The sequence below is a fragment of the Paenibacillus sp. DCT19 genome (assembly GCF_003268635.1).
In the GTDB taxonomy this organism is placed as follows: domain Bacteria; phylum Bacillota; class Bacilli; order Paenibacillales; family Paenibacillaceae; genus Paenibacillus.
The window spans coordinates 365,318-392,217 of sequence record NZ_CP029639.1; the positions used below are offsets into that span (position 1 = coordinate 365,318).

The window sequence follows — 26,900 nt, forward strand, 5'->3', positions numbered from 1 at the left end:
TCATGAAAATATAAAAACACGATGACAAGCATTGCTTGCTTATCATCGTGTCAGCCAATGATTCAATGCTGAATCATTACATTCCTTTGTAGCTATGGTGTACGTTGAATGGGGTGTTCCAGTTCAGAATGTCCCATCAAGCTCTCGGATGCTTCGCCATCCACTAACACATCAATACTGCTGACTTCATCGAATTGAAACATCGTTTGGGTCAGTGCATCAAGTGCAAGCAGTTCTCCACTGGATCCCAGGCTGGCTTCCTCTGGAATATGGACATCTAGCGTAAGTGCACCATCCTCAAACGTTGTGGAGAGTAGCTCTACCTGATCCCATAAGGAAATGAGATTTTCATCCGAGTTGCTCTGTAATGCTTCGAACGTCTTTTGATACTTCTCTGTTTCTTCCTTGAAATCAATGGTTTGCTTTTGTTGCTCCAGCCCCAGTAATTCTGCATCTGCGTAATAGACCTCCACAGCTTGTGAGATTCTTGTCTCTGGTTCTACTGTGGTTTCCGCTGGGCTCGGGGATTGTCCCTGGCCTTGGACACTGCTTGGTTCATTCGATCCGGATTCAGTAACAGGCTTCTGAGCACAACCGATTCCAACAATCATTAAAATGGACAAGATGAGTGCACATCCTAACTTAGCTCTCAATCGAGCACATCCCTTCTAAGTGATATTCAATATGATTTAGAGCCCGAGGTATTCCTTGATTCCATCTACAATCGCTTGAGCAGCCTTCATCTGCATGTCCTCGGATAACAGAGCAATTTCTTCTTCGGCATTACTGAGGAAGCCGAGTTCTAACAGTACCGCAGGCATCGTGGTGTTCCGAATGACCTCTAGATTACCATTTTTCACACCGCGGTCTTTAAGCCCCATAGATTGAATCAAATGTTTATGGATAACGTTCGCCAAATCCTTGCTGCTACTGCGTTGGTAATAAAATGTCTCTGTTCCTGATACTTTGGGAGCAGACTCTACACTATTGCCATGGATGGATACAAACACATCTGCATTCAGATCATTGGCGAGTTTGACACGTTCAGGGCGTGTGGGATATACATCCGTAACACGTGTCATAACCAGTTGAATGTTTTCCTCCTGTTGCAGGAGTGCTTGTACTTTCAGCCCTACAGCGAGGGTGAAGTCTTTCTCAGGTTTATTCGTAATGCTTATTGTTCCTGGATCATTTCCGCCATGCCCTGGATCAATGACGACCACTTTGCGTCCTGGTTCACCTACTGGCGTGACAATGACGGGGATGACGTTCTCACCGGAAACGTTCAGATCCACGATGAGTTTGCCAGCGACCTGCTCCTGGCTGAACTGAACACTTTTGACTTGATTCAATTCGACGACAATTCGGACTTGACCCGGATCTTTTTTGAACAGTGAATATCTTACATCGGTCACATTCGGGAATCCACTTACATCTAACTTTCCATTCATCCCTTGATCCAGAGGTTGTGCCATATTACCGAATACGGTTCTTGGTAAATCAACAACCAGCCGGTCAGGGTTCTTCAGTGTGGTAATGATCGGTTGCACATCTTGATCCATAGATACCAAGAGTTGGTTGTTTGTAAACAGGATATCTGTCACTTGGGCTAAGGTAGAGCTATCATCTTGCCCTGTATTTGTGTTGGGTTCTTGGGCAGGAGTTTTGATGGTATTCACTAAGTATACGATTTTGTCTTGGTTGTTCCACTTCACTGTTAATCCCATCTGTTCACTGACAAATCGAATCGGTACCACGACTGTATTGTTGATGATCTGCGGGGCGGTATTTAAACTTACTTCCTTGCCACCCACCATGGCTTTCTTCTGATTAACGGTTAAGGCGAGTATTTGGTTATCTTGTTGAATCTTCACTTGGCTTGCTTTCTGATTCCAGTCGACCTGGAATTTTAGATTTTCGGCAACGACCCGGATGGGAATCATCACGTTTTTATTGACGATTGTCACTTGAACATCATTAGGTAGACTTAATTGCTCACCATCCAAAAAAATCTTTGACGTGTTCGCTGCAGCATGTCCAGGACTTGGTAGTAAGAACAGCAGGAACAGGCTCATCCATAAGAGTAGCAAGGTCTTCTTCATTACACACCTCTATTATTTAGATCTAAGAGCTTGATTAAGCTTGATCCATTCTTGGAATTCTTGTCGTTTCATTTTCTTTATCGGTTTTACCTTGTTACTGGCTAACGTGTATCTGTACATAATGAACTGATCTGATGGATATTCACTGATGTAATCTAACCATGTGCCGTCCTTTTGCCACAGGATTATTGAGGTCGTGATGTAGTTCGTTGGCCTGGGTAGCTTCGTCAATTGGTCTTGTTGTGCATCGTAGATGGATATGGAGCTTCTGGAGGTATCTCCGTAAGAGAAGGCGATCTGATCCTCGGAAGGTGCCCAGGCATAAGCCGTGATGGTTTCTACGTTTTTCTGACCAGTCTGGTGTAATCGATCCTGAAGATTCTTCCACTCGCCCGTTTCAAGGTTCAGGAGAATCAATGAACTTCCTGCGCTACGTTCAGCTTGTATGGCAATCCATGTCTTCGAGTTAGAGGCAGCGATACTTGTAATCTGGAGCAGCTTGTCCTCCCAATCCGCGGACTGGATTATATATTGCTGTTTCCCTTGGGTAACGACGATGGACTGAATGACATGTTGCTCAAAAGCTGGAACGCCTTCCCGCTGAACAGAAGTTGTGGTTAAGGTAACGTTTCCTCCCTTCCAAAGGAAGGGGTTATTGCTGCTTTTTTGGAACGTACGGTTACTGGCATACACAGATGGAGCGGCCGTAGCGCTTAGAACGGAGTGGGTTTTCACAGACTCGGATATGTTCTGTTTAGCGTTCACTATAGAGGGTGCTGTGGTCGTCAATCCTGCTAAGAGCACGCCGACCAATAACCAGCCAGCTATCTTTTGCATCGCATCTTCTCCTTTATTGCCTATTGAAATGCACGCATCTCCTTTTTAATTCCATAATATCCCTACATTATATAAACGGTAAAATTGTAAAAATGTTTCTATCTGATCAATATTTAAAAGTTTGTATATCATCAATGCATCCTTCGATCAGTATGATATATATTTAATGGATCAAACGGACAAACCGATGTAGGATATGGACATAAGATTGATCACGCTTCATATTTTCATATGATGGACAATGGTTTATCGGGAGGAGAATGGAGATGAGTGAGCAAGGGGAAAGGTATCAGAGCATTCTGCAGTCTATGAGTTTACGGGAAAAGGTTGGGCAAATGTTATTGATTGGATTCCATGGCACAGAGGCTGCCGGAGATATTGAAACGTTCATTCAGCAGTACCCGGTTGGTGGCGTTATATATTTTGCACGTAATGCGGAATCGCCTGAGCAGGTAGAGAAACTTTCACAGGGACTACAGAGCATTGCTTCCGCAAGTGACCATATTCCACTCTGGATTTCCATTGATCAGGAGGGCGGCATGGTATCCAGGATTACGGAGGGGATCGCGTTAATGCCTGGACAGATGGCGATTGCTGCTGCCGGTTCCCAAGATGACGCTTATCAAGCGGCATATATAAGTGGCATAGAGTTGAGATCTATGGGGATTAACATGAATTTTGCGCCAGTCTTGGACGTTAATAATAATGCGGCTAACCCTGTCATTGGTGTACGCTCATTTGGTGAGAAGGCTGATGCCGTGGCAGAGTACGGGGTTAGAGCCGTAATGGGTTATCAGGATGCTGGAGTGGTAGCAACAGCCAAGCATTTCCCAGGTCACGGGGACACCGACACAGATTCCCATCTTGATCTACCCGTTATTCATCATGACCGAGAGCGGATGAACCAAGTTGAGCTGGTTCCGTTTCGTGCCGCTATAGCAGCTGGTGTGGGCGCGGTGATGTCGGCACATATTTATTTTCCTGCACTCGAATCAGAGCGTCTACCTGTCACTTTGTCACGATCCGTACTTCACGGGTTGCTCCGCGAGGAATTCGGTTATGAGGGTATGATTGTAACAGACTGTATGGAGATGGATGCCATTGCTGTACACTATGGAACGGTTGAAGCGGCAGTGATGGCTGTAGAGGCTGGAGCAGATCTGGTACTCATTAGTCACACGCCGAGGTTACAGATAGAGGCGTATGAGGCGCTAATCGCTGCGGTACAGCAGGAGCGAATTAGCGAAGAACGTATAGATGAGTCGGTGATACGGCTGTTGAGGTATAAGAGCAAGCATGGTTTATTAGATAATGGAATGAATGAAGACAATCGAAGTGAGGGTGCTAATCGATCTCTCGCACAGCCGGATATGCCCGCTTTGGATACTGGAACAGAGCGTAACAGTCCGCTCTATCAGGCTGTAGCTCAGCGGATCAGTGAGAGGAGCATCACACTTGTACGTGATCAGATTGGGATGTTGCCCCTGAAAATGCAGCGTACATTGGTCATCACGGTTGCATCATCGGTGACCAGTGCTGTTGATGAACAATTAAGTGAAACATCCACGTTGGGTGCTGTATTGTCGCGTTATGGGCTGGAGGTTATTGATCTGTATGTTAATGTAGAGAATGTCTCCACTTCCTCTGCGAGTATGTTACAGGCTGCGAGAGCGCAAGAAGTGGAGCAAATTATCGTGGGTACTTACAATGCCAGTAGTGCGTCTGGCGAATCACAATGTAGATTAATTGAAGCGTTGCAGCAAATCGGAAAACCGCTAGCAGTTGTAGCGCTACGCAGCCCGTATGACCTGCTTGCTCTACCTATCGTGAAGGTTTATGTAGCAGCTTACGAGAGTCGGCCGCTCGCAATGAATAGTGTTGCTCAAGCGCTCCTAGGTCAGATTCCTTTTCAGGGGAAATCACCTGTGTCGATCGAGTGAAGTGAGATAAAAACGATGATGTAACTTGAACTGATGTAGACTGTAGTGTGTGATATAGAGTGCGTGGTTATAGCTATTACACATAGCAAAAAGGACGAATCCATGAGAGTCATTTCCCTGTTACATAGATTGGGAGATGGCTAATCAAGGAGACGTCCTTTTTTGGTGATACATCAATGTAGTTTTATAAAATGAAGAACATTATTATTGCAAATGCAATGCTTTGGCTGTCTCGGCTTCTACCTCACTCATCAGAGTAGTCATATCCATGCCTGCATGATTGCCGAGCAGGATGATCGTGATGTCATCGGATAGATTGCGAGAGAACGCAGTGGCGAAGCCACCACCACTACCGTTATGGAAAACGGTACGGTTCTGATCATTTTCTTTCAGAATCCAAGCGTAACCATAGTTTTTGCTGGAGTAAGGCTTATACATTTGTTCAATCGTATCTTGGCTCAAGATCTGATCGGTGTAAAGCGCACGATCCCATTTCAACATATCGTCTACCGTGGAGTAGATCGTTCCTGATCCAGACTGCGAAACGTAATAAGGTGCAGGCACCCAAGCGTTATTTTCGGAAACAAATCCACTGATGGTATGAACTTGACGGGAGGCTTCTCCTGAGTTTTTCATTCCGAGCGGTTTCAGAATCGTTTGTTGTACATAATCAGCGTAGCTGCTGCCGGATACTTGCTCAATAACATAGGCGAGTAACACATAGCCGCTGTTGCTGTATAGATAAGCACTACCTGGTTCAAACTTCAGCGTTTTGTGCCGAATCTCCTCTACCGTTTCCTCCAGAGAAGTCCCTTCTCCTCGGCCAAATGCGGAAGGAATACCGGAAGTCTGGGATAACAACATATGTAGCGTAATTTTATCCCCTTCTGGAATGCCTGAGATGTACTTGGAGATCGGGTCTTGCACATCGAGCAACCCTTCTTCTGCTAAGTGCAGGATAGATGCAGCGGTGAATGACTTACTCAGTGAAGCGATACGAGTCTTCTGATCCGGACGATTCAATGTGTGTTCATCAGCAAGGCCGTAGCCTTGGCGCAGTAACACCTCGCCATCCTTAGCAATCAATGCCATGCCAGGAAACTCAGCTTCGCGCAGATACGTATCCACACTCGCAAGTTCAGCATTTAATACACTGACTTGATCTGTCTGTACGTTTACACTCATCTGTCCGGAGGCGGTACGTTGTACCTTGATATCTGCCTTGAGTGCATTGGCAAGTGGACGAACCGGAATCATCAATGTACCATTCACCGTCCGGGATTTAACGCCTGTAGATAGTTGAACGTGATTAACTTGAATGGAGCTGCTGCTTGCCTGATGAATGAGGGTGTCTCTTCCAACCGTAATGGTCGCTGTCTTCGTAGGCGCATCCCATTTGAGCGTACCCTTTAAGGATTGCACAACATCTCGAAGCGGTACGAAGGTTGACCCTTGAAAAATAAGCGGCTGATTCTTCCAGGTCTGTTCTTGACCATTCACTTCAATATGAACAGTGTTAGCCGCTTGAGCGGCCGAAGCGACATTCCCGGCCTGTCCCAGCACGGGGCTAGCACACAACATAAGTACGAGCATGATACGGGATAACGAGATAAATAGCTTAGAAACAGGTTGTTGCACTTGCGACTTGCGTATAATTTGAATCCTCTCCTTCCAAACGTTTCATGAATAACCAGCTTTATGAGCAATTGTAAACGATCTCGAACAAGTGGTCAAAATTAAGTATGCTCATGTTGCCATCTTGTAAATATGACACCCAATCTCCAAAATCCGAACTATTTAATATCTATGCGTAATATTTTTCGTATGTCTATCCGATAAAAAGAAGGGTGATGAATTTAATGGAGGATAGACATAATGAAGAAATTAATGAAAAACTGGTTTACCTTGACTGTCAAAAAACGGCTAATCGCTTCATTGCTCTTGTTCCTGATTATACCGAGCATTAGCGTAGGCTGGTTATCCTACACAAAGGCAGCAGAGCGGGTTAACGAAGAACTCATTCATTCTGCACAAGCCAAAACAGAAATGCTTAGTTTACAGATTAATGAAATGCTCGATATGGAGAAGGATAATGCTGCACAGCTAGCTGCAGGGGTAACGTCTAGCGATGTAATTAACAAATCGCCTGCGCTGCAAAAACAGATGGATCGCATGTCAGAAAACCATGATGAACTCGCTGTACTGACTATAGGTGCTGAGGATGGTAGTTGGATGAAATCGCCTGACCCAGGTGCACAGATATACGATCCGCGTGAGCGAAGCTGGTACAAACAGGCTATGGCTGGATCGGAGCCTATTATCTCTGACACATTCCAATCTGCGACAACAGGGGAGTGGGTTGTGACGGCGGCGGCCAAACTAGCTGATGGTAAAGGGGTATTTGGTGCCAATGTAAGTCTCAATCATTTGAAGGAATCGGTAGATAACATACATATCGGTAAAGAAGGTAAGCTGTACATGCTGGATAATGGAGGAAAGTTCCTCTTCCATTACAATATTGAATCTGGGGTACAGTCTGATGCAAGTTATATTAATGAGATGTACACGCAAGACCGGGGTACCGTGAAATACACCTATGAAGGTCAGGAATTGCAAGCTGTATATTTCACAAATCCAGCGACGGGGTGGAAGATTGTTGGCGAGCTGGTTCCTTCTGAAGCGGCTGAAGCAGTAAGACCCATTTTGATTCGGACGTACATGGTTGTAGGCGGTTCGCTCTTGATCGGTACTATTTTGCTGATCTTTATCATCCGTAGCATCCATCGTCCATTGACGCAGCTTACCCAAGCAGCTTCGCAGGTGAGTGCAGGGGATCTTACCGTTCATATCGGCATGAAGCGGAATGATGAATTTGGTCAGTTAGCGAATAGCTTTGACACGATGACCTCGTCTCTGCGTGAAGTTCTTGGCGAAGTTCACGGCACATCGAGTCAATTGGCAGCTTCATCGGAAGAGCTGATGGCGAGTTCAGAACAGACATCCAAAGCGACGGAGCAGGTGGCTGAGCTGATGCAAGGCGCGGCGGAAGGAACGACGAAACAAAATCACAGTCTGTCGGCTACAGGGCAACTAATTGGAGAGATGTCCTTAGGTGTTAAGGAAATTTCAACGAGTGCCGAAAGTACTGCGCGAATCGCACTGGAAGCATCTACAAAATCCGAGGCAGGCATGGTTACAGTAGATGGAGCGGTAGCATATATGCACCAAGTCAATGATGAGAGTAAAGCAGTGGAGGCTGTGATTGAGGATCTGCGTGCCAAAAATGATGAGATCATTCAGATTGTTACGGAGATTACGGCAATCGCTAAACAGACGAACATTTTGGCGTTGAATGCAACAATTGAAGCGGCACGAGCAGGTGAGCAAGGTCGCGGCTTCGCCGTTGTTGCTAATGAAGTGAAGATACTTGCCCAGAGCTCGGGAAGTTCGGCTGAGCGTATTAATGAGTTAATGCAGGAAATGCAAGAGAAGACCAATGCCGTACAGTCAACCTTTGCCCAAACAGGCGAAAGTATGATGAAGAGCTCGCAGATGATTACGGAAGCGGGAGGAGCCTTCCAAGATATTCGGGATGCTGTTCAGCAGGTGGCGGCACAAGCAGAGGAAGTATCGGCTGCGTCCCGTCAGATTGATGGTGGAATGGGGCATGTAACCAAAGCGGTGAATGACACGATCCTTCTGTCGGATCAGATTGCCTCAGGAACCGAGGATGGTTCAGCCGCTGCGCAGGAGCAACTGGCAACGATGGAAGAGGTTGCGGCGTCCTCTGCGGCTCTATCCCGTATGGCAGAGGATCTTCAAAGCATGATTGAGCGTTTCAAACTATAGAACGTGTTGTAGAAAAAGATGTTTAAGGCTGTGGGGTTGTAACCCTGCAGTCTTTTTTTGTTTTCCAGCTTATAAGTTGAAGTGGGGACATACTTCCGGGTACATGTTCTGACCAATAGCTTACTTCTATGAGTAAGGGTGTTTGTTGACTTTGTATAAACTTAATTATATTATATCTATAAATAAACAAACGTAATTAATTTTTGTCTATAATACTGTGTGATCAATTTGGTTTGAACCAGTCTAAGCGATAAAGTAATAAATTCATTCTTATGAGTTTAACGATAGAGGATAAGGGGAGAGTTCTTCCATGAAATCAACGGACGTTATATTGCAGACCGCTTCATTAGAAGAGATCAAGCGAGGATACTTGAAGGAAGCATCGAGTTATGCGTGCATCTGCTGCGGATACAGCACAGAAGTAGGCATCATCTATCCCGAAGACGGCGTGTTGTATGAGGCAGAGCGTTACATTCGAGTTCATTTGGAGAAAACGCACGGATCGGTATTTGAATATTTGCTGGAGCAGGACAAAGCGATAACCGGATTATCGGATGTGCAGCGTAGCTTGCTCGCTCAATTCTATGCAGGGAAGAAAGACGCTGAAGTGCAGGAGGCGCTTGGGATCGGCAGTGCTTCCACTATTCGCAACCATAGATATATGTTGAAGGAAAAAGAGCGGCAAGCGAAAATTTTTCTGGCATTGATGGAGCTTCTCAAAAGTAAAGATACCCATGCACCGGCTGAATTCGTGACACCTGTGAACAAACAAGTAGGTCAAATGAATAGAGGATCATTCGATATATCGGATCAGGATCGAGCCAAGGTGTTAACTAAATATTTCCCCGAGGGTACGGACGGCATGTTAACGACGTTCCAGATGCAGCAAAAGCATAAGTTTATTGTGCTGACTGAAATCATCCAACGATTCGAAACTGGGCGAACCTACACGGAAAAACAAGTCAAAGTGCTGTTAAAGCAGGTCTATCATGATGATGTTGAGATCCGTCGTTATCTCGTTGACTATGGATTTCTTGGCCGAGAAGCGGATGGCAGTCAATATTGGCGGGAAGTTGATCAAGTTGATGGAGCACAGAGCAGCACGGGTGCAGCATCCAATGATGCACATTCAACAACAGTTGAAGAGAATAAAGTGAAGAAAGGGGAGTTGGAACGTATGAATCGCCGCAAAGAACTTCAAGAACAGGCCAAAGAGGTTAAAATTGAGGCAGGTGTATATCAAATTCGCAATGAACAAAATGGTAAGGTGTTTTTGGATAGCACCCCTAATTTGAAAACGATGAATGGACAGAAGTTCATGCTTCAGATGGGAACTCATCTTAATCGATCATTACAGGCAGAATGGAATGAGTATGGGGAGTCTGCCTTTACGATCGAAGTGGTGGAGAAGTTGAAGAAGCAAGATAATCCGTTTTTTGATACAAAAGATGCGCTGGCGAAGCTGTTGCAGGCATGGATGGAGAAGCTTCAGCCATATGGGGAGCATGGTTACCATGGAGACAGTAAAAATAGCTGATCCAACCCAGGCATAAATTGAGGCAACAGAGACAAGGTATAAATGGAAGTGAAAAAGGTAGAACATGTATCTATATGATGTAACATGTGAACCTGTTGTTTTATAGATCGTCTTATGGATTGTTCTATCCAAAGGAAAATGCCCCGCTTGGCTAACTCTAGCCGGCGGGGCATTTTGTATTGTAACACTCCATTATGAAGTATTCATAACACCATAACTTTAACGATGCCAAGCGAATGGATCAGAAGGATTATAGTTTGAATTGGTCAACCAGCTTCTGCAGTCTGTGCGCTAAGTGTGCAAGAGAGTCAGCTGAGGATGAAATCTCTTGCATTGAAGCGACTTGTTCCTCTGTTGCTGCGGATATATTCTCTGTACCATCTGCATTTGCTTCAGAAATAGAGTGAATGTGGTCGATGGATTGAACCACTTCTGCTGTACTTGCAGCCATCTGCTGTGAAGCAGCAGCGATACTCTCCAGCTGGTGATTGACTACATCTACGGCTTGATTGATCTGTGCAAAAGCTTCATCGGCAGAGCGAACTGCACGAATACCGCTAGCCACATCCTGTTGCCCAGCTTGGGCATCCTTGTTCGCCTGCTCAATCTCCTGTCTAATGGAAGCAACGCGCTCAACAATACGTTGGCCAGACTCGCTGGATTGTTCTGCGAGCTTGCGAACCTCACTAGCAACAACGGAGAACCCGCGTCCATGCTCACCAGCTCGTGCGGCTTCAATAGAAGCGTTCAGGGCAAGTAAGTTGGTCTGAGCTGCAATATCGGTAATCACCAAGACCATTTCGCCAATGGAGGTAGAATGGTGTCCCAGTCGTTCCGCTGTTTTGGTCATATTATCGACAAAGCGGCTTACCGAATCCATTTCAGTGACGACAGTTTGAATGGAGGCATTGCCCTGCTTAGCTAGTTCGCTAGCCTGCAAAGCAGCTTCGGACACTTGCTGAGTGCTGTCAGTCACCTGTCCAACGCCCCCGGCAAGTTCATTCATCTGCTGAGAAGTATGCTTCAGACGGCTGGCTTGTTTCTCAATGCCTGTTGCGGATTCTTCGGTAATCAGTGCAACCTGCTCTGTTGCTTTGGTTGTCTCGGATGCGTTCACGGCAAGCTGGTTAGATGAGCTGGTTAATTCATCAGCAGTCTGTCTTACATCTTGAATTACGCTGCGCAGAGATTGGCTCATTTTGTTGAAGCTGGTGCTCAGTTTACCGAATTCATCTTGTCCAGTAACGGGTACCTCTATTGCCAAATTACCATCACTAATCTCATTAGATGCCTGCACCAGGCGATTCAGTGGGCGTGTGATCGATTGTACGATCCAGTAAATGATAATGGAGCTTACGGCAACGGCAATGGAAACGACAATTAGCGTGGTATACAGAATAGGACGAACGGAGGCAGTGACTTCATCACTGTCAATAACACCTACAACTGTCCAGCCGGTTGTTTCATTCGTTGTGAAGAATGCATGCTCCTTATGACCTTCTAATGTATACGTGAGAGAACCATTTTTCTGATTAAAAATGTCTTGGAATGGAGCGGTTGTTCCTTCTGTCCCTGGCTCCACGGTAGGGTGAACGATGATTTTATTGGCGTTATCAATGATGTACACATAACCTTTGGTACCAATCTTGGTGTTGTTAACGGTCTGCGACAAGCCTTCAAGCGAAAGGCTGACAGAGACGACGCCATGACCATCTGCTGTGGTCTGAGCTACTGAGGCAACAACGTTACCTGTGTTGCTAGAGATATATGGTGTGATTACGGTTGGAATATCTTTGTTCTGTGTTGCGGCTTGATACCACGGCCGTTCACGAGGGTCATACCCTGCCTTATTGACCGCGGTTACGGGAGAATTGACATACACCCCTTGATCTGTACCGATCGAGGCAAGCTCTACGTCATCGTGAGTTTCTTTATATGCATCAAGTAGGGTACGAATGGTTTCTGTTTCGTCCCCTTGGGTGGGGCCTACATTGCCTGCATCCATCTGGGAAGCCAGGAAATCGACATTTTTTCGTGTAGCACCAATGATCTCATCAATGGTCTGGTTAAGCACATTCACACTGCTCATGGCACTTTCGTACATCTTTTCTTCCACTTTACCTTCAGCAGTCTGGAACGAGATGATGCCTAGGCTGATCGTTGGAATGAGTAGGACAATCGCAAATGACAGAATCAGTTTCTCTCTCATTTGTATAGCCCTTTTGACAACAACCTCACGTTTCTTCTTCATACATATTCCCCTCTAAGCAACACCCGCAATAATATGGATCAACCTGTTTGAGCAAAAACAGCGACAACCTACGTTGTTATTGTTTTGGATCACGACATAATCAAGCTTAAGCTTGTCCCATCATAACTTAGGTGATCATGTAATATATATTCGGCTGCATAGGTCGTTTGGATTAGGTCTTTTTGAGTACTTTTGCATAAAAAATTTTACCTCTCCCGAATCTTTCATCTTGTGGTATATTTCTAGGTTAATGTGTGAAAAACACCTATACACCAACAGGAATAGGAAGGGGTTGTACCCGAATTGAGTAAAGCAGTCATGGTCGAGGCTGAGTCATCACCTGCAGCAGATGTGCAGGATACAGCTTCTTTTATGCAAGGAGTTAAAGACTGTATCCCAACATTGTTAGGCTATTTAAGTATTGGATTTGCCGCAGGTGTTATTGAAATGACAGCGGGTCTAAGTTTAGCGGAAACGGCCCTGCTCAGTCTGATCTTATACGCAGGATCTGCCCAATTTATTGCTGCTGGTATGCTAGCATCGAATGGGTCGGCAGCTGCAATTATATTTACGATATTTTTTGTTAACCTTCGTCACTTGTTGCTCAGTGCAGCAGTGTCCCCGTATTTTCGCCATCTGACTCCACTCAAAAATATGTGGATTGGCTCTCTGCTCACCGATGAGTCGTTCGGTGTAGCCATGACTCGTGCGATTGGGCGCGAGAGATTAAGTGAGCGCTGGATGCATGGACTGAATATTACCGCGTACCTGAACTGGTTCGCAGCGAATATGGCGGGAGCGTACTTTGGGCGCTGGATTACGAATCCAGAGCGGTTAGGGCTTGATTTTGCATTACCTGCTATGTTCATCGGTCTGATCGTGCTTCAACTTGTACAACGGAAAAATAAAAAGCTACATATTAATGTCGCTATCATCGCAGTGGTATGTGTTATTATCGCGAGCATGGCGTCACTAGGCAGCATGAGTATTATTGTAGCCGCAGTCATTGCGGCAACCATAGGAGTGGTGATGGAAAGATGGAAGTAAGATGGGATGTATTCTGGATCATTATGGGCTCGGCATTGTTAACGTTTATCCCCCGTGTGCTGCCCTTGATGTTGTTCAGTAAAATACAGATTCCAATGTGGCTGCTACGCTGGCTTGAATACGTACCAGTGGCTGTTATGGCTGCTCTAATTGGACAGGAACTCTTCATGTCTGGCAACAAACTCGTACCGATTACACACAATCCAGCGTTATGGGCAGCCTTGCCCACGCTTATTGTTGCGATCTGGACGCGAAGTCTGCTTGGAACCGTCCTTGTTGGTATTGTTGCGATGATGATTTTGAGGTATTGGATGGGGTAATGCTGCTATAAAATTTCCAGTGATTAGGAGTAAACCTTCGGCTTAATCGGTTAATAATGCTCATATAGAAGTGTTTCACATGAGAGAACATTATGCTGAGGAGCGAAGGGAGCGAACTCGATGGGAACGATAAGGCGCAAAGTGTTAATCACAGGAGCGGCTGGTGTGATAGGTAGAAGCCTACTTACGGGACTAAGAGCACTGGAAAAGTATGATATCGTCGCTGCTGATCTGCAGCAGGACGATGAGGCAGGCATTGTGAAACTAGATGTTACGGATGCGGAGAGAATCAAGGAACTCACCCAAGGTGTGGATACAATCCTGCATATCGCGTGGGCAAAGGATGAAGAGGATTTTCTGGGTAAAGTACTGCCGATTAATGTGACTGGGGCATATCATCTGTATGAAGCTGCTCGGTTGAATGGTGTGAAACGTGTCATATTTGCAAGTTCAAACCATGCAACAGGGTTCTATAAAACAGGCGAGGATATTGAGGTTGATGATCCGTATCGGCCAGATAGCTTCTATGGGCTCAGCAAGTGTTACATAGAGTTGTTGGGACGGTATTACGTGGATAAGCATGGCTTGTCTTCATTTAATATCCGAATTGGCAACTTCTCTGGGACACTCATCCACATTCCGAACGTTCCGCACATATCTGGATTTCGCCACGGGATATGGTGCAGTTAGCCCATTGTTGTGTTGAGGCAGATACAAATCTTACGTACCTTAACCTATACGGAACTTCAGCGAATACAGATAATTATTACGATATCGGATACCTTAAAGAGAAAATAGGATATATTCCCTTGGATGATGCGGCAGATCTATGGGAGGAAGCTAAACGTCATGGTGCACCTGATAAGCAGGATGAAACAGCATATCAAGGCGGCGGTTATACAGCGAAGGAGCAAAAGGGAACCTAGACATATGTCTAGGTTCTTTCTTATTTTAAATATGAAAACGCTATTTTCTATTGAACGGGAAAGGGATAAAATGGGGAATGAGATAGTCCGATGTTCATTTCTATTATTATTCGAAGGAAGGAACGGTATCAATGACGAGTACACATTCATCCGTTATATTGTTTCAGGGAGATTCGATCACAGATGGAGGAAGATCCCGTAATGATGACCCCAATCATTTTCTCGGTCACGGGTACGCCTATCTAATTGCAAGCAGATTGAGTGTAGATCTGGCGGCTAGACAGCCGCTTTTCTACAATAGAGGTATTAGTGGTGACCGCGCATCCGACTTGTATGCACGCTGGAATGAGGATACGTTCAGCTTGAAGCCGAATCTAATTAGCATTCTGATTGGTGTTAACGATGCTTGGCGTAGCATGAATGGTGAAGCAAGCGGGTTCACCGATCGTCTGGGACGAGCGTATCGGCACCTTTTGGAAGAGACACGTGAAGTGATGCCGGATACGGGGCTGGTGCTTTTGGAGCCTTTTATTTTACAAACAGGAGCAACCATAGAAAATTGGGATCGTTGGCAGGAGCGAATTGGTGAATATCAGCACTTGGTTCGTGAGCTTGCCCATGAGTTTAATGCTATATTTGTACCGCTTCAACAGCAGTTCAACGATGCACTTCAGCAGGCAGAAGCTGCTTATTGGTTATGGGACGGCGTTCATCCAACAGCAGCAGGACATGAACTGATCGCTCGCCAGTGGTTGGATGTAGTACAGAACAGCCCGTTGAAAATACAATAATAGAGGTAGTTATCTTCATCCCATCTTCTTGGTACTAAAAACCGCCCTTTTTGAACACGCAATAATATCGTGAGCGGAGGAAGGCTGTGCGCACTTTCTTCGCTTATTTGCGATTCGGTATGGGGAGGCGGAAATGAGTAGTTCTATTTAAAAATTGGAAGGTACTCCCTAAAGAGTGTTAAAATGATCATAAGCATATCAAGCAATAGCTCAAATTGAAATCGGTTACAGTGGTAAGGAGGCTTTTCTCATGACCGTCCATCCTGGACTGAACTGGACGACGAAGCAGATTGCGGAGGCATTGGAACAGGGAACTTCGAAAGCTTTGGAAAGCGTTTCCGAATGGAAAGGCAGGATTGCGAATACACGTAATGATCAGGAATACAATGATTTCTGGAAGGACATTGAGACGTATGCGTTAAGGGCAAGTTGTGAGCCTATGCCTGAATTATCGTTTACCCTTTTGCGCCAATTCAGGGATGCTGGGGAACGAAAGGCGTATGAAGCAGCTTATTTTGAACGTCGTGGGCGAATCGTGGCTCTTGGTGTATTAACGGCTTCGGCTACGTCGAAAAATTCTACATACGTATCTCTGCTGGAGGATCTGATCTGGAGTGTGTGTAATGAACATACCTGGTGCCTGTCTGCCCACATACCCCCTGGAGAAGAAGCGAATGCTTACACATGGATTGATCTGTTTGCAGCGGAGACTGCTCAAATGCTCGCAGAAATTATTGTCATGCTGGGTGGCATTATCGATGAGCGAGTAGAGCGACGGGTTCGCTCCGAGATGGAGCGCCGTATTTTCGCGCCGCTATATCGCGAGGATCGAACGTACGGATGGGAACGTGCAGAACATAATTGGTCGGCGGTATGTAGCGGTGGCTGTGGGGTGGCTGCACTCCTTCTGCTGGAGGATCAGTCGCTTCGGGTCAAGGCAGTAGAGCATACTCTGCAAGCAATGGATGCCTTTCTGCATGGATATGGCGAGGATGGCGGGTGTGCGGAGGGGATTGGTTACTGGGTATATGGGTTTGGCTTCTATACGTATTATGCAGAGATGTTGAGAACCTTCAGTGCAGGTACACTCGATATGTTATCTGAATCCAAGACGAGAGCCATTGCGTTATTTCCGCAGCATATCCATCTGTCTGCAGGTACATTTGTTAATTATTCAGACAGTAATGAACGGGAGGTTATTCCGTCAGGCTTGTTATCGAGGTTAGCTAAGCGAGCGCAAGGGGAAGTCAACTGGCGGTTGTCCATTCCTCATTTGACAGATGATCCATGTAGGCGCTGGGCTCATGTCGCACGTAATCTGTTATGGACGGACAGGGCTGTACTTGATAATCATCGTGAGCAGGCTGGGCAGCCCCCGTCTCAGACATTTATCGTACTGGAGGATCTATCGTGGATCATGGGTAAAGCTCAACTGATGCATGACGAAGAGATGGCAGGCATCGAGGTTGCTTTTTCGGTGAAAGGTGGGCATAACGACGAACCCCATAACCACAATGATCTGGGACATTTCATTCTTCATGCAGCGGGTGACAATATTCTCTGTGATCCAGGTGCAGGTGCGTATACCCAGGCTTATTTCAGTCCTGGACGGGAGAGTATTCTCCAGATCGGTTCTCAGGGACATAACGTACCGATCATTGAAGGAATGGTGCAACAATCGGGAAGAGAAGCTGAGGCAAAGATGCTTGAGATGAAGCATACATCACCGCATAGCGCAGCCATCATGTTCGACCTCACGTCAGCCTATAGGAAAGCACCTACGTTGGATCGGTATACGAGACATTTTAATTGGAGTTGTCCTCCGGCGGCTCAGGAGGCTGAGCTGTGGGTAGAGGATCATTTTACATGGAAGTCCGTCCAAGATCCCGATTATATAAATATGGATATAGATGATGTGGCACGAGCAAGTGAGCTGAATCTGTATGCTGAAGCAAGAATAAATGGAAATCCAAATGTAAATACAAATGTGACTGGAAAGGCAAGTGTGAGTGCAAGTGGAGATGAGGGCGCCAATGAAGATGTAACTTCAAATGCTAGTAATAGCGCTTATGCTTGTGTATACAAAAATGTGATTCAGCGCTTAGTCAGCCACGTTGAACCTGTGATCCATGCTGGTGTGGTTCAATGGAAGACCGATAAAGTCGTGGTGAGCATGACCTATGAATCCGAACACAGCTCAGACCGTTGGGTTGCTCGACTTGAAGTGGTGGATACCGTTGACCATGATCATCTTCCCCTGAGGCTATATGTTACCGAGCTTGTATTGGAACGTACACCGAATCAGGGTATGGAAACGACAGCTCCCTCTGTGCAGGAGACCTGGTGCAGAATGAAGTTCATCACTCGGCCTAGCGTGTAGAGGGAATGGGTTGGGCGTTGTTGGCGCTGATCGCTATGGAGTGCATTTGAACATGGAAGGGTAGGGCATGCACCTGTTGAAGTAGCCCTATTTATAGACGAAAAAGATTGATTAGAGGAGGATACAACGTATGACAGAAACGGCTAATTGGGTAGAAGAAGCATGGCGGCAAGGGGCAGCAAAAGTACTTCGCAATGCAGAGCGGATTAAAGATACCTTTCCGCATATCGCTCCGCAAGGCAGATATGATCAGAATGACCCGGAGTGGTGGACGGCTGGCTTCTGGCCGGGACTACTCTGGCTGGTCCATGAAGCAGCGCCGAATGCTGAGGCGGCTGCCTCCTTGGCGCGTATTGCTGAAAGCTGTGAGCGCCAATTGGAGGGTTGTCTTCGTGATCCGGACTCTGTCGATCACGATCTAGGGTTCATCTGGCTGCTTAGTGGCGTAGCCAACTACAGCCAGACAGGCAGCGCAGATGGCAAGCGGCGGGGCTTACTCGCCGCCAATCTACTTGCTGCCCGCTTCCATGTGCGCGGTGAGTTCATCCGCGCATGGAATTTCAGCTCGTCAACGATGGACACGCGCGGCGTAGCCATCATTGACAGCATGATGAACCTGCCGCTGCTCTACTGGGCGTCAGAGCAGAGCGGCGATCCGCGCTTCCGCTGGCTGGCGGAAGCACATGCGGACACCGTAGCGCGTGAATTCGTGCGCGCGGACGGGTCCATCTGCCACGTGGTGGAGTTCGATCCACACACGGGGCAGAAGCTTCGGGAGCATGGCGGCCAAGGCCATGCTCCGGGTTCCGCCTGGGCGCGGGGCACGGCCTGGGCGTTGCACGGGTTTGCGCTGTCTTTCCGGCATACGGGCGAAGCCCGCTATCTGGAGACAGCGGAAGGCGCGGCCGATTTCTACCTCGCCATGCTTGGCGAAGAGATCGTGCCGATGTGGGATTTCCGCGCACCTGCGGAGCATCAGGTGGCGTGGGACTCGTCCGCTGCGGCCATTGCCGCGAGTGGACTGCTCGAGCTCGCGAAGCTGTCGCCACGCGGAGCGGAATACGCTGCGGCAGGGGAGCGCATCGCTCGGGGCTTGTACGAGCGCTATAGCTCAGGTGAGTCTGCAGCAGAAGAAGGCTTAATTATGCAGGGAACCGTGCATTATCCAGAGGGACGGGGCATTAATGTCCCAATTATCTATGGTGATTATTTCTATATGGAAGCACTGGCGAAGCTGCAAGGACGTCCCGGATTTTTTTAAATTCGTTTAATTCCTCCCAACAGCCTTTTGCAATTATTCATCAGCCATGATTGATCATAACGACCTAATTTATAATAGAAAAACACAGTGGTTGAGTGTGCAAAGTAGAGTTTTCTGTAGAATCTACAAAAATTCTTACATGAGCACATCTCATCACTGTGTTGTTTGTTTATGCCGCAAATATAGAGAGCATAGTAGATCGCTTAGCTTTCAACGGAGTAGCATGCATAGTAATATCCTTCCGTTCATTTCATATTGGTTCAAATTCAGTCTGTAAATTATCTAGCTACTAGATTAACCGTTGGAGTCGTTACAGTCTCCGCTCAGGTACCTCTCTACGTTTAAAGGCTACGTCTCAAAATCACAAAATCAGCTGATGATTGATCCGGGTAACGCTGCGGGATGATCTCCTGCACTTTGAATTCCGGATAATCGTACAGATAATGGAACAGATTGCGATCTTGGATCGTATCCACGCCAGTGTTGCCTGTATCTTTCAGCCGGGTATAGAGGACAACCCACTCTCCAGATGCATGCAGGATATCATACAAAGTATTACGAAAATCCTGTTCATCTGTAATGTGGTAGAGCACATCGAGACAGATGGTCAGATCCGCCTGAAGAAAACCACGGTTAATCCATAGACCAGGTGTATATAACATGAAGCTCTTGGAGGTATCACTTGCAAACTTGGCAGCACATAAACGAACGGACGATGCTGCTACGTCCATACCGAGATACGTTCCATAGTTCATGTATTGCAGCTGATTACCATCTCCACATCCAAACTCAATTACGCTGGTGATGCCTTCTCGCTGGATAAGCTCATTCACAACCTCAGCCTTAAATTCAGCCAGCACGCCGTAAGACCCTCTCCCTGATGTTTCCCCTGAGCGATACGTTTGCTCCCAATATTCAATATAGTCGAAAGACTTCGTCATCGTTGTCCCCCAATCATCCATCAATTTCAATTGCCGCTATAATAGCGTATGCGGGAACTTATCCTATATGATCTTGAGTGCTTTTTGCGTCGGAATAAGAATTAATTTCCACTAATTTTCCTGAAAGTCTAAACATCTGGAAAGAACCTGCCGACATTAAACGTAAGGAAAAAAATGATTACAATCGGGGGAAATGATGTTAAAGCCAAGATTGACCAAGTATATGGTGATGATGCTGGTACTGGTACTGAGTATTTCCAACGTAGGCCTGGCCGCTGCGGCAGATAAAGAGCTATCCAAAATTGTATTGTCTAAAAATGAGTTGTCGCTCGAAGTGGGTGATTCGACTTCAGTGACGGCTACAGGGGTATATAGCGATAATACATCGCAAAGTGTGACAATCAGTTCGGATTGGAGCAGTAGTGATGGTGCGATCGCAACGGCGAATAACGGTACAATTAGCGCCAAAGCTGAGGGTGATGCAACAATAACCGTGTCCTATCAGGGCAAACAACAAACGATTCATGTCAACGTGACGAAAAAGGTCAAAGCGTTATCCAAGGATGTGCAGACGCTGGATCTGCGAATTGGAGCTTCGAAGAAGATCAATCTAACAGCAACATACAGTGACAACACTGTAGAGGAAGCAGCAGCGAAAATTGCGGAATGGTCCTCTAGTGATGACAAAGTAGCGACTGTAGTAAATGGAGAGGTTACCGGCCAAAGTGCAGGTACAGCCGTGATCACAGGTAAGGTTGGTAAACAAAGCGTAACGGTAGATGTTAACGTTGAAGTGGTTAAACGTGTAGATGCGAATAAGAAACAGATCAATCTGTTATTGAATGGTCAAGATGATGTAGAGCTAACAGCAACATATCCAGACGGTTCAACAAAAGTCGTGACTGAGCTTGCAGAGTGGACTACGAGCAACGAGAAGGTAGCAGATGCAATTAAAGGTAAAATTAAAGGTTACGCTGCTGGTTCAGCTAAAATCACAGCAACTTACGGTACGAAGTCCGTAACAATTGATGTTGATGTTGATCTGACGAGCAAACTGAGCGCAAGTAAACAAAGTGTGTTCTTGCGTGTCGATAGCACAAACCCAGAGAGCAATAGTACAGCAGACATTGTACTAACGGCTTCTTATCCGGATAGTGCGGATAAGCCGGTCACAGATCTTGCTACATGGACATCCAGCAATGAGAAGGTAGCTACCGTATTCAAAGGCAAAATTACGGCTGTGGGCAGTGGTTCAACTACGATCAAAGCGACACACAGCGGTAAAACGGTAGAGATTGCAGTGGATGTAGATACAGCGAGATACCTCGATATCGATGGTGTTGAGGACAAGGTTGCTATGAGCCTTGCGGATAATACCAAAACCAAGAATCTTGTCGTAAAAGCAGAATATATCGACGGAAGCAAGGAAGAAGTAACGAAAAAAGCAACGTGGACTTCCAATAATGCAGATGTCGTTTATGTATCTAACGGCGAACTGATCGCATACAAATCCGGTACAGCGACCATTACCGTTGCTTATGGAGGCAAAACCGTTAAATTCACGGTCAATGTTGATGTAGCGGACAAGTATGAGATGGAGAAGAAAAAAGCCTCCGTCGCAGTGGGTGGCACGTTCGCTGCTAAAGTTTTCGCCGTGTTCGGTGAAGTCTCCAAGGATGTATCTGAGGATGCAACATGGAGCAGCAGCAGCGACAAAATTGCTGAAGTTGACAGCAAAGGTAATGTAACGGGTGTAGCAACGGGTAAAGCGACGATTACAGCCAAAATCGAAGGAAAAACGTTGACGTTGCCAGTGGAAGTTGGCATGGCTAGTGATCTGGAAGCGGATGAGAACTTCGTAGTATTGTCTGCGAAAGAAACAAAACAAATCGAGCTGACTGCTACGGATGAGGATGGATTGACGAAAGACGTATCCTCTGAAGCCACTTGGAAATCAAGCAATGCACGTGTGGCTGATGTGAAAAAAGGCGTTATCACAGCGAACAGCAGTGGTAAAGCAAACATCACAGCAGAGTACGGTTCCAAGAAAATCACCATTCAGGTTGAGGTTGACGTAATCTCACGTATTGAAGCATCCGTGCCAGCACTTTCTCTGAAATCAGGAGACACTGAAAACCTGACGGTTACCGTCCTATTGAGTGATGGTAGCGAACGTGATGTAACGGATAAAGCAGAATGGAAAACAAATAACTACAAGGTTGCACAGGTGAGCAAAGGCGCTGTAAAAGCGATCGGTTCAGGTAAAGCTAAAATTACAGCGAAGTATGGCAGCAAATCGGTTACGATTGCGGTGGATGTGGATACCTTGAAATATCTGCAAACTGATAAAGTTACGCTGACGATGAAGCCAGGTGACAAAGCGACCGTAATCGCAACAGCAACATTTGCAGATGGTAGTGAAGCGGACGTATCCAAACCAGCGTTGTGGAAGTCTTCTCGTATTGCGACAGCATCGGTGAAGGACGGCGTTATTCAAGCGAATGGTAAGGGGAAAGCAACAATTACGGTTACCTATGCTGGCGTGAAAACGAAAGTGACGATCGTTGTTGAAGCGAAGTAATCTCTTCTTAAAACCGAGGTAAATAACAGTAGGGCATGTTGTATGAAGTACTAGCTACAACATACTAAGATAACAAAAGAAAAACGGTGATACCTGTTCTTGTGAGCGGGTATCACCGTTTTTTATTGTGCTAATGTTTATAAAAATATTATAACGAGCGAGCTATTCGTCATCACAAGTGAGCAGTTGAATTACATGAAATGAGGCAGAACGAATGCGCCGTATGCAAAAGCAATGACAATCAGAATAGCAGGGTGAAGCTTGGTTTTGGTCATGACCCATAGCGAGATTCCAGCAATAATTAAGGTTTGCCAGATGCCGATCGACTCGGTGGAGACTTGGCCGAACTCCCATGTGAGCAGAATCATGAGCACGGCAATGACGGGCTGTACTAACAGCGTCATGCCTTTGACCTTTGAAGAGGTACGGTATTTGTTAAGCAAGCGTAGCAATAGAATTAATGCGACGGCCGAAGGCACAATCGTAGCGAAGCTGGCAATGAATGCACCAAACCAGCCAGCAACCTGATAACCAACAAAGGCGGCAATCTTGGTAGCGATGGGCCCTGGGAGTGCATTACTAATGGCAAGCACATCACCAAATTGCTCTGTCGTCAGCCACTTGTAGTGATTCACGATCTCTTCTTGCATAAGCGGAATGGAGGCTGGACCGCCCCCGTATCCTAATATATTAGCTACAAAAAATCCCCAAAATAACTCCCACCATGTCTGTAGCATCGTCTAGGACACCCCTTATCGGCGTTGTCCTTCGACTTGAAGCGCTGAACCACATCGAAATGGAAGAACCCATAGACTAGAAAGACAGCGATAACGATACCGGGTGAATGTCTAGTAACAACAAGAGTACAAACGCAATGACCCCAAATAGGAGGGCAAAGGTTTTGCCGAGTCCTTTCCACGCTTTCATGGCGAACTCATAAGCCATCATGCCGAGCATGACAAAAATGACCGGACGCACAGCCGCCACCATGCCTGCGACGACTTTGGATTCTCGCAAGGCATACATCGAGCCAAGCAGTGCAATAATGGCAATACTTGTCGGCAGTATATGGGCTAACACAGCTATAATCGCGCCCAAGAGACCTTTGGTTTTATAGCCTAAATATGCAATCATTTTGGTCGCAATGGGACCTGGGAGAGCATTAGCGATAGCTAAGATTTCCCCGAACTCCTCATCACTAACCCATTTATAACGTGTAACGGCTTCATAACGAATCAAGGGAATTACCGAAGGGCCACCGCCATATCCCAAAATTCCGGTTCGCATCATCCCTGTGATGAGACCGCTATAAACTTTCCAACTCATGCTGTTATCCTCCTACAGTCTCATGCCCATCCGGCTTTTATAACGTTTTAACAATAGTTGTGACTCTACTTTGACAATTCCCGGCATTTTATAGAGTTTCTCTAGTAGAAACTGCTCCATCTCTTCCATATCAGCAAAAATACCATGCATATGCAGAGTACTTGGGCCTGTCATATGGTATAGGCTGGTCACCGCTGGTTCTTCATCCAGCTTCTCCGCTACCTCGTCCAGAAAAGGAGGTTCTACGTCCACATTGAAAAAGGCTGAGACCTGTAGTCCAACCTTGCCGGGGTTGATGACAACCGTGAACCGTTCAATAACGCCTTTTTCGGATAGCGCATTAATTCGTGCCTGTACGGCTACGCGAGATAAACCAATCTGTTGTCCCAGATCGGTATAAGACATCCGACTGTTGTGATGCAGAGCAGCCAATATTTTACGATCTATTTCATCCAGATTGTGCATTTGGGGGATTTCTCCACCCTTAGAAGAGCGTTTCTCTGCCATGATTGACCATCCTTTTCTATCGCTAATTACAGTTAGAACATGAAATGAGCATTTATACATTTTGTACGTAGCACTCTTAATTTTAATGACGAAACGTAATTTGAGTCAATATATTTATAATAAATAAGGATTATACCTGATAATTCACTTTCACTTTGTAAAATTGACCAAGTTTACCTTCTAGATAGAGTGAAAGCTACCTCAAAAATAGAAAAAAGACTGCCTAAGGAACGAACCTTAACAGTCTACAATGTGTACTTTAGTATATTCGTAGCTACATAATAGCTCTATACGATCGACGTGCGCTCTGCAAGCATAGTATTCGCTAGTTATGCTGGTCACGCATGATTGTGATTCGCCAGTCGTGCTCGAATGTTAACGTTGTATTTACCTCAGCGCAGCATCTACTTCAAATGCACTATTCAATCCAAATCAGTCGTTCATCCTCGCGCTACTTCGTTGTTGCCCTTGGCAGAACAAGGGTGACGGTTGTCCCTTCACCTGGCTCGGAGGATACCCTCAGTGTTCCGCCAGCTCCGCGCGCACGTTCTTCCATGCTGAACATGCCAACGCCGTTCCCCAACTTCGTTCCGTTGAAGCCAATACCTTGATCCTCAATGATGACCACAGTTGCATCCTCAGCATCTTCAACGGTTACTTGTGCTTCGGATACATCCGCGTACTTCGCAATGTTGGTTAACGCTTCTTGAATGATTCGGTACATCGCGATCTCACGGTTCATATCCAGTCGTCTACGTAGATTGCACTCCAGCTTGACTTCAATTCCGTAGTGGCGATTGTAATTCTCTATGTAGGTGCGAATCGCGGGTACAACCCCCAGATCATCCAATACAGAAGGTCTGAGCTCCCAAGCCATACCACGAACATCCTCCATAATCCCGGTCACTTGTTTTCGCAGGGATTCGACGCCGGGATGTGGCTGATCTGCGAGCAGGCGATCCATCTGAATGACAAGAGAGAATAGACTTTGACCGATCCCATCATGGAGCTCGCGTGAGATCCGTCGCCGTTCCTCTTCCTGAATGTTCATGACCTGAGACATCATCGTCTGCAGCTCACCCTCCACACGTTTAAGCTTAGTGACTTCACTTCGTACCGCTAAATATTGATAAGGCTGTCCTTCATTATCGAGAAAAGGCACGATGGTGGTGTTTACCCAATAATAGTTCCCGTCTTTGGCACGGTTACGTATCTCGCCATGCCATACCCTGCCGGAGGATATCGTATCCCACAGGTTCTTCATAAATGTTTTGCCATGATAACCCGAATTAATAACACGATGATCCTGACCTATCAGCTCACTCCGATCATACTTCGAAATCTCGCAGAATTTATCGTTTACATATTGAATTTTCCCTTTACGGTCAGTGAGCGCGACGATGGAGGATTCATCAAGAGCAAACTTCAGATCACTGAGTTGATGCAATGAACCTTTCAGCCTGCTGCGAAACTGGTCATCAGTGATATGGTTATCCAATTCACGCAGTAATTGCAGAACAGGCTGGTCGGCAAGTCCACTGAGTCTATTTTCATGTTCGCTATTCAAAGTTCAGCAACCCCTTTTTCATTGCAAACTTCACGAGTTCAGGCCGGGTACGGAGACCGAGTTTCTCCATGAGATTGCTTTTGTGGGATTCCACGGTTTTGACACTAATCACGAGATGCTCAGCAATTTCCTTGTTGGCATACCCTTTGGCAATCCATGACAAAATCTCTTTCTCTCGCTCGGAGAGCGTGTCATACGGGCCGGCATTTTCTTGTTTTGCTTTATCGAGGTATTCACTCATGAGTCGTTTCGTTGCACTTGGATACAGGTATGCACTACCGTCTGCAACCGAGCGAATGGCGGCGAGCAACTCTTCATGTGGGGCGCTCTTGAGGATATATCCAGAGGCTCCAGCATGAATAGCACGGAACAAATATTCTTCATCATCATGCATCGTCAGTATAAGAATGGCGACGTCTGGCATTAACTTTTTTAATTCAGCCGTGGCTGTTAATCCATCCTTGCCTGGTGGCATGCTGAAATCCATTAAGACCACATTGGGCTTCAGTTGCTGGGCTTTGGCAATGGCTTCATCCCCGTCGGCTGCATCTCCAACGATCTGAATATCATTTTTACCGTCCAACAAGGCGATGAGCCCGGAACGTACGACCACATGGTCATCAACGACCAATAGTTGAATCACATCATTTTCCCCCTGTCCGCATGCATATGTCTGCCTCTATCATACCAAAAAAGAAAGCCACTCAGAGAAGGAATCTCAGAATGGCTTATCTATA

Annotated in this window: 19 protein-coding genes and 2 pseudogenes; 10 read left to right on the plus strand and 11 right to left on the minus strand. The window is 46.2% G+C overall.

Annotated elements, in window-relative coordinates; translation table 11 throughout:
* Positions 1-92: 92 nt before the first annotated feature.
* The 3 genes from DMB88_RS01715 to DMB88_RS01725 are packed head-to-tail and all read right to left on the minus strand — an operon-like array spanning position 93 to position 2,939.
* Positions 93-653 carry a GerMN domain-containing protein gene (locus DMB88_RS01715; protein WP_128099949.1) on the minus strand — a complete coding sequence of 187 codons (561 nt, stop codon included), beginning with the start codon at positions 651-653 and terminating at the stop codon, positions 93-95.
* A gap of 36 nt (positions 654-689) precedes the next feature.
* Positions 690-2,102 (minus strand): N-acetylmuramoyl-L-alanine amidase family protein, encoded by a 1,413-nt coding sequence (locus tag DMB88_RS01720; protein ID WP_128099950.1) that lies wholly within the window; start codon positions 2,100-2,102, stop codon positions 690-692.
* A 12-nt stretch (positions 2,103-2,114) separates the two neighbouring features.
* Entirely contained in the window at positions 2,115-2,939 is an 825-nt protein-coding gene (locus tag DMB88_RS01725) for a TolB-like translocation protein (protein ID WP_128099951.1), read from the minus strand.
* A 266-nt stretch (positions 2,940-3,205) separates the two neighbouring features.
* On the opposite strand from DMB88_RS01725, the gene nagZ reads away from it, so the two are divergent.
* On the plus strand, positions 3,206-4,879 hold the full coding sequence (gene nagZ / locus DMB88_RS01730) for a beta-N-acetylhexosaminidase (RefSeq protein WP_128099952.1): 1,674 nt from the start codon (positions 3,206-3,208) through the stop codon (positions 4,877-4,879).
* Positions 4,880-5,083: 204 nt separating this feature from the next.
* Here the strand turns inward: nagZ and DMB88_RS01735 are convergent, their stop codons facing one another.
* Positions 5,084-6,517 (minus strand): serine hydrolase domain-containing protein, encoded by a 1,434-nt coding sequence (locus DMB88_RS01735; protein ID WP_128099953.1) that lies wholly within the window; start codon positions 6,515-6,517, stop codon positions 5,084-5,086.
* A gap of 237 nt (positions 6,518-6,754) precedes the next feature.
* On the opposite strand from DMB88_RS01735, the gene DMB88_RS01740 reads away from it, so the two are divergent.
* A complete protein-coding gene (locus tag DMB88_RS01740) occupies positions 6,755-8,728 on the plus strand; it encodes a methyl-accepting chemotaxis protein (protein ID WP_128099954.1) in 1,974 nt (657 codons plus the stop codon).
* 310 nt (positions 8,729-9,038) lie between these two features.
* Positions 9,039-10,265 carry a DUF2087 domain-containing protein gene (locus DMB88_RS01745; protein WP_128099955.1) on the plus strand — a complete coding sequence of 409 codons (1,227 nt, stop codon included), beginning with the start codon at positions 9,039-9,041 and terminating at the stop codon, positions 10,263-10,265.
* A gap of 250 nt (positions 10,266-10,515) precedes the next feature.
* Here DMB88_RS01745 and DMB88_RS01750 read toward each other — a convergent pair whose 3' ends face one another.
* Positions 10,516-12,516, minus strand: a complete 2,001-nt coding sequence (locus tag DMB88_RS01750; RefSeq protein WP_128099956.1) for a methyl-accepting chemotaxis protein — start codon at positions 12,514-12,516, stop codon at positions 10,516-10,518.
* 318 nt (positions 12,517-12,834) lie between these two features.
* On the opposite strand from DMB88_RS01750, the gene DMB88_RS01755 reads away from it, so the two are divergent.
* From DMB88_RS01755 to DMB88_RS01780, 6 genes and pseudogenes are all read left to right on the plus strand, one after another.
* Positions 12,835-13,563: an AzlC family ABC transporter permease gene (locus DMB88_RS01755; protein WP_254438602.1), complete on the plus strand. Its 729-nt coding sequence runs from the start codon at positions 12,835-12,837 to the stop codon at positions 13,561-13,563.
* Entirely contained in the window at positions 13,554-13,883 is a 330-nt protein-coding gene (locus DMB88_RS01760; protein WP_128099957.1) for an AzlD domain-containing protein, read from the plus strand. Before DMB88_RS01755 ends, DMB88_RS01760 begins: the two co-directional genes overlap by 10 nt.
* Before the next feature lie 129 nt (positions 13,884-14,012).
* Positions 14,013-14,809, plus strand: a pseudogene (locus tag DMB88_RS01765) (NAD-dependent epimerase/dehydratase family protein).
* A 131-nt stretch (positions 14,810-14,940) separates the two neighbouring features.
* Positions 14,941-15,600 (plus strand): SGNH/GDSL hydrolase family protein, encoded by a 660-nt coding sequence (locus DMB88_RS01770; RefSeq protein ID WP_128099958.1) that lies wholly within the window; start codon positions 14,941-14,943, stop codon positions 15,598-15,600.
* A gap of 250 nt (positions 15,601-15,850) precedes the next feature.
* On the plus strand, positions 15,851-17,980 hold the full coding sequence (locus tag DMB88_RS01775; RefSeq protein ID WP_128099959.1) for a heparinase II/III family protein: 2,130 nt from the start codon (positions 15,851-15,853) through the stop codon (positions 17,978-17,980).
* A gap of 130 nt (positions 17,981-18,110) precedes the next feature.
* Positions 18,111-19,241: a glycoside hydrolase family 88 protein gene (locus DMB88_RS01780; RefSeq protein WP_128099960.1), complete on the plus strand. Its 1,131-nt coding sequence runs from the start codon at positions 18,111-18,113 to the stop codon at positions 19,239-19,241.
* Between the two features lie 341 nt (positions 19,242-19,582).
* Here DMB88_RS01780 and DMB88_RS01785 read toward each other — a convergent pair whose 3' ends face one another.
* Entirely contained in the window at positions 19,583-20,182 is a 600-nt protein-coding gene (locus DMB88_RS01785) for a class I SAM-dependent methyltransferase (RefSeq protein ID WP_128099961.1), read from the minus strand.
* Between the two features lie 193 nt (positions 20,183-20,375).
* Between DMB88_RS01785 and DMB88_RS01790 the strand changes: the two genes are divergently transcribed.
* On the plus strand, positions 20,376-22,763 hold the full coding sequence (locus tag DMB88_RS01790) for an Ig-like domain-containing protein (protein ID WP_254438415.1): 2,388 nt from the start codon (positions 20,376-20,378) through the stop codon (positions 22,761-22,763).
* Between the two features lie 191 nt (positions 22,764-22,954).
* On the opposite strand, the gene DMB88_RS01795 is transcribed toward DMB88_RS01790, so the two are convergent.
* The 5 genes and pseudogenes from DMB88_RS01795 to DMB88_RS01815 all read right to left on the minus strand — a co-directional run bounded on the left by DMB88_RS01795 (position 22,955) and on the right by DMB88_RS01815 (position 26,806).
* Positions 22,955-23,500 carry a chromate efflux transporter ChrA gene (locus DMB88_RS01795; RefSeq protein ID WP_128099962.1) on the minus strand — a complete coding sequence of 182 codons (546 nt, stop codon included), beginning with the start codon at positions 23,498-23,500 and terminating at the stop codon, positions 22,955-22,957.
* A pseudogene (locus tag DMB88_RS01800) lies at positions 23,458-24,089 on the minus strand (chromate transporter). Before DMB88_RS01800 ends, DMB88_RS01795 begins: the two are co-directional and overlap by 43 nt.
* Before the next feature lie 12 nt (positions 24,090-24,101).
* Positions 24,102-24,596: a chromate efflux transcriptional regulator ChrS gene (locus DMB88_RS01805; RefSeq protein ID WP_128099963.1), complete on the minus strand. Its 495-nt coding sequence runs from the start codon at positions 24,594-24,596 to the stop codon at positions 24,102-24,104.
* A 451-nt stretch (positions 24,597-25,047) separates the two neighbouring features.
* Positions 25,048-26,163, minus strand: a complete 1,116-nt coding sequence (locus DMB88_RS01810; protein ID WP_128099964.1) for a PAS domain-containing sensor histidine kinase — start codon at positions 26,161-26,163, stop codon at positions 25,048-25,050.
* A complete protein-coding gene (locus DMB88_RS01815) occupies positions 26,156-26,806 on the minus strand; it encodes a response regulator (RefSeq protein WP_128099965.1) in 651 nt (216 codons plus the stop codon). Before DMB88_RS01815 ends, DMB88_RS01810 begins: the two co-directional genes overlap by 8 nt.
* Between the last annotated feature and the right edge of the window lie 94 nt (positions 26,807-26,900).

What these genes read in the sequence shown, in the direction of transcription:
- DMB88_RS01775 (WP_128099959.1), top strand. Translation starts at nt 15,851, where the DNA reads ATGACCGTCCATCCTGGACTGAACTGGACGACGAAGCAGATTGCGGAG.
- DMB88_RS01780 (WP_128099960.1), top strand. Translation starts at nt 18,111, where the DNA reads ATGACAGAAACGGCTAATTGGGTAGAAGAAGCATGGCGGCAAGGGGCA.
- DMB88_RS01750 (WP_128099956.1), bottom strand. Translation starts at nt 12,516, where the DNA reads ATGAAGAAGAAACGTGAGGTTGTTGTCAAAAGGGCTATACAAATGAGA.
- DMB88_RS01720 (WP_128099950.1), bottom strand. Translation starts at nt 2,102, where the DNA reads ATGAAGAAGACCTTGCTACTCTTATGGATGAGCCTGTTCCTGCTGTTC.
- DMB88_RS01740 (WP_128099954.1), top strand. Translation starts at nt 6,755, where the DNA reads ATGAAGAAATTAATGAAAAACTGGTTTACCTTGACTGTCAAAAAACGG.
- DMB88_RS01755 (WP_254438602.1), top strand. Translation starts at nt 12,835, where the DNA reads ATGGTCGAGGCTGAGTCATCACCTGCAGCAGATGTGCAGGATACAGCT.
- DMB88_RS01795 (WP_128099962.1), bottom strand. Translation starts at nt 23,500, where the DNA reads ATGCTACAGACATGGTGGGAGTTATTTTGGGGATTTTTTGTAGCTAAT.
- DMB88_RS01785 (WP_128099961.1), bottom strand. Translation starts at nt 20,182, where the DNA reads ATGACGAAGTCTTTCGACTATATTGAATATTGGGAGCAAACGTATCGC.
- DMB88_RS01725 (WP_128099951.1), bottom strand. Translation starts at nt 2,939, where the DNA reads ATGCAAAAGATAGCTGGCTGGTTATTGGTCGGCGTGCTCTTAGCAGGA.
- DMB88_RS01745 (WP_128099955.1), top strand. Translation starts at nt 9,039, where the DNA reads ATGAAATCAACGGACGTTATATTGCAGACCGCTTCATTAGAAGAGATC.
- DMB88_RS01760 (WP_128099957.1), top strand. Translation starts at nt 13,554, where the DNA reads ATGGAAGTAAGATGGGATGTATTCTGGATCATTATGGGCTCGGCATTG.
- nagZ (WP_128099952.1), top strand. Translation starts at nt 3,206, where the DNA reads ATGAGTGAGCAAGGGGAAAGGTATCAGAGCATTCTGCAGTCTATGAGT.
- DMB88_RS01790 (WP_254438415.1), top strand. Translation starts at nt 20,376, where the DNA reads ATGATGTTAAAGCCAAGATTGACCAAGTATATGGTGATGATGCTGGTA.
- DMB88_RS01770 (WP_128099958.1), top strand. Translation starts at nt 14,941, where the DNA reads ATGACGAGTACACATTCATCCGTTATATTGTTTCAGGGAGATTCGATC.
- DMB88_RS01805 (WP_128099963.1), bottom strand. Translation starts at nt 24,596, where the DNA reads ATGGCAGAGAAACGCTCTTCTAAGGGTGGAGAAATCCCCCAAATGCAC.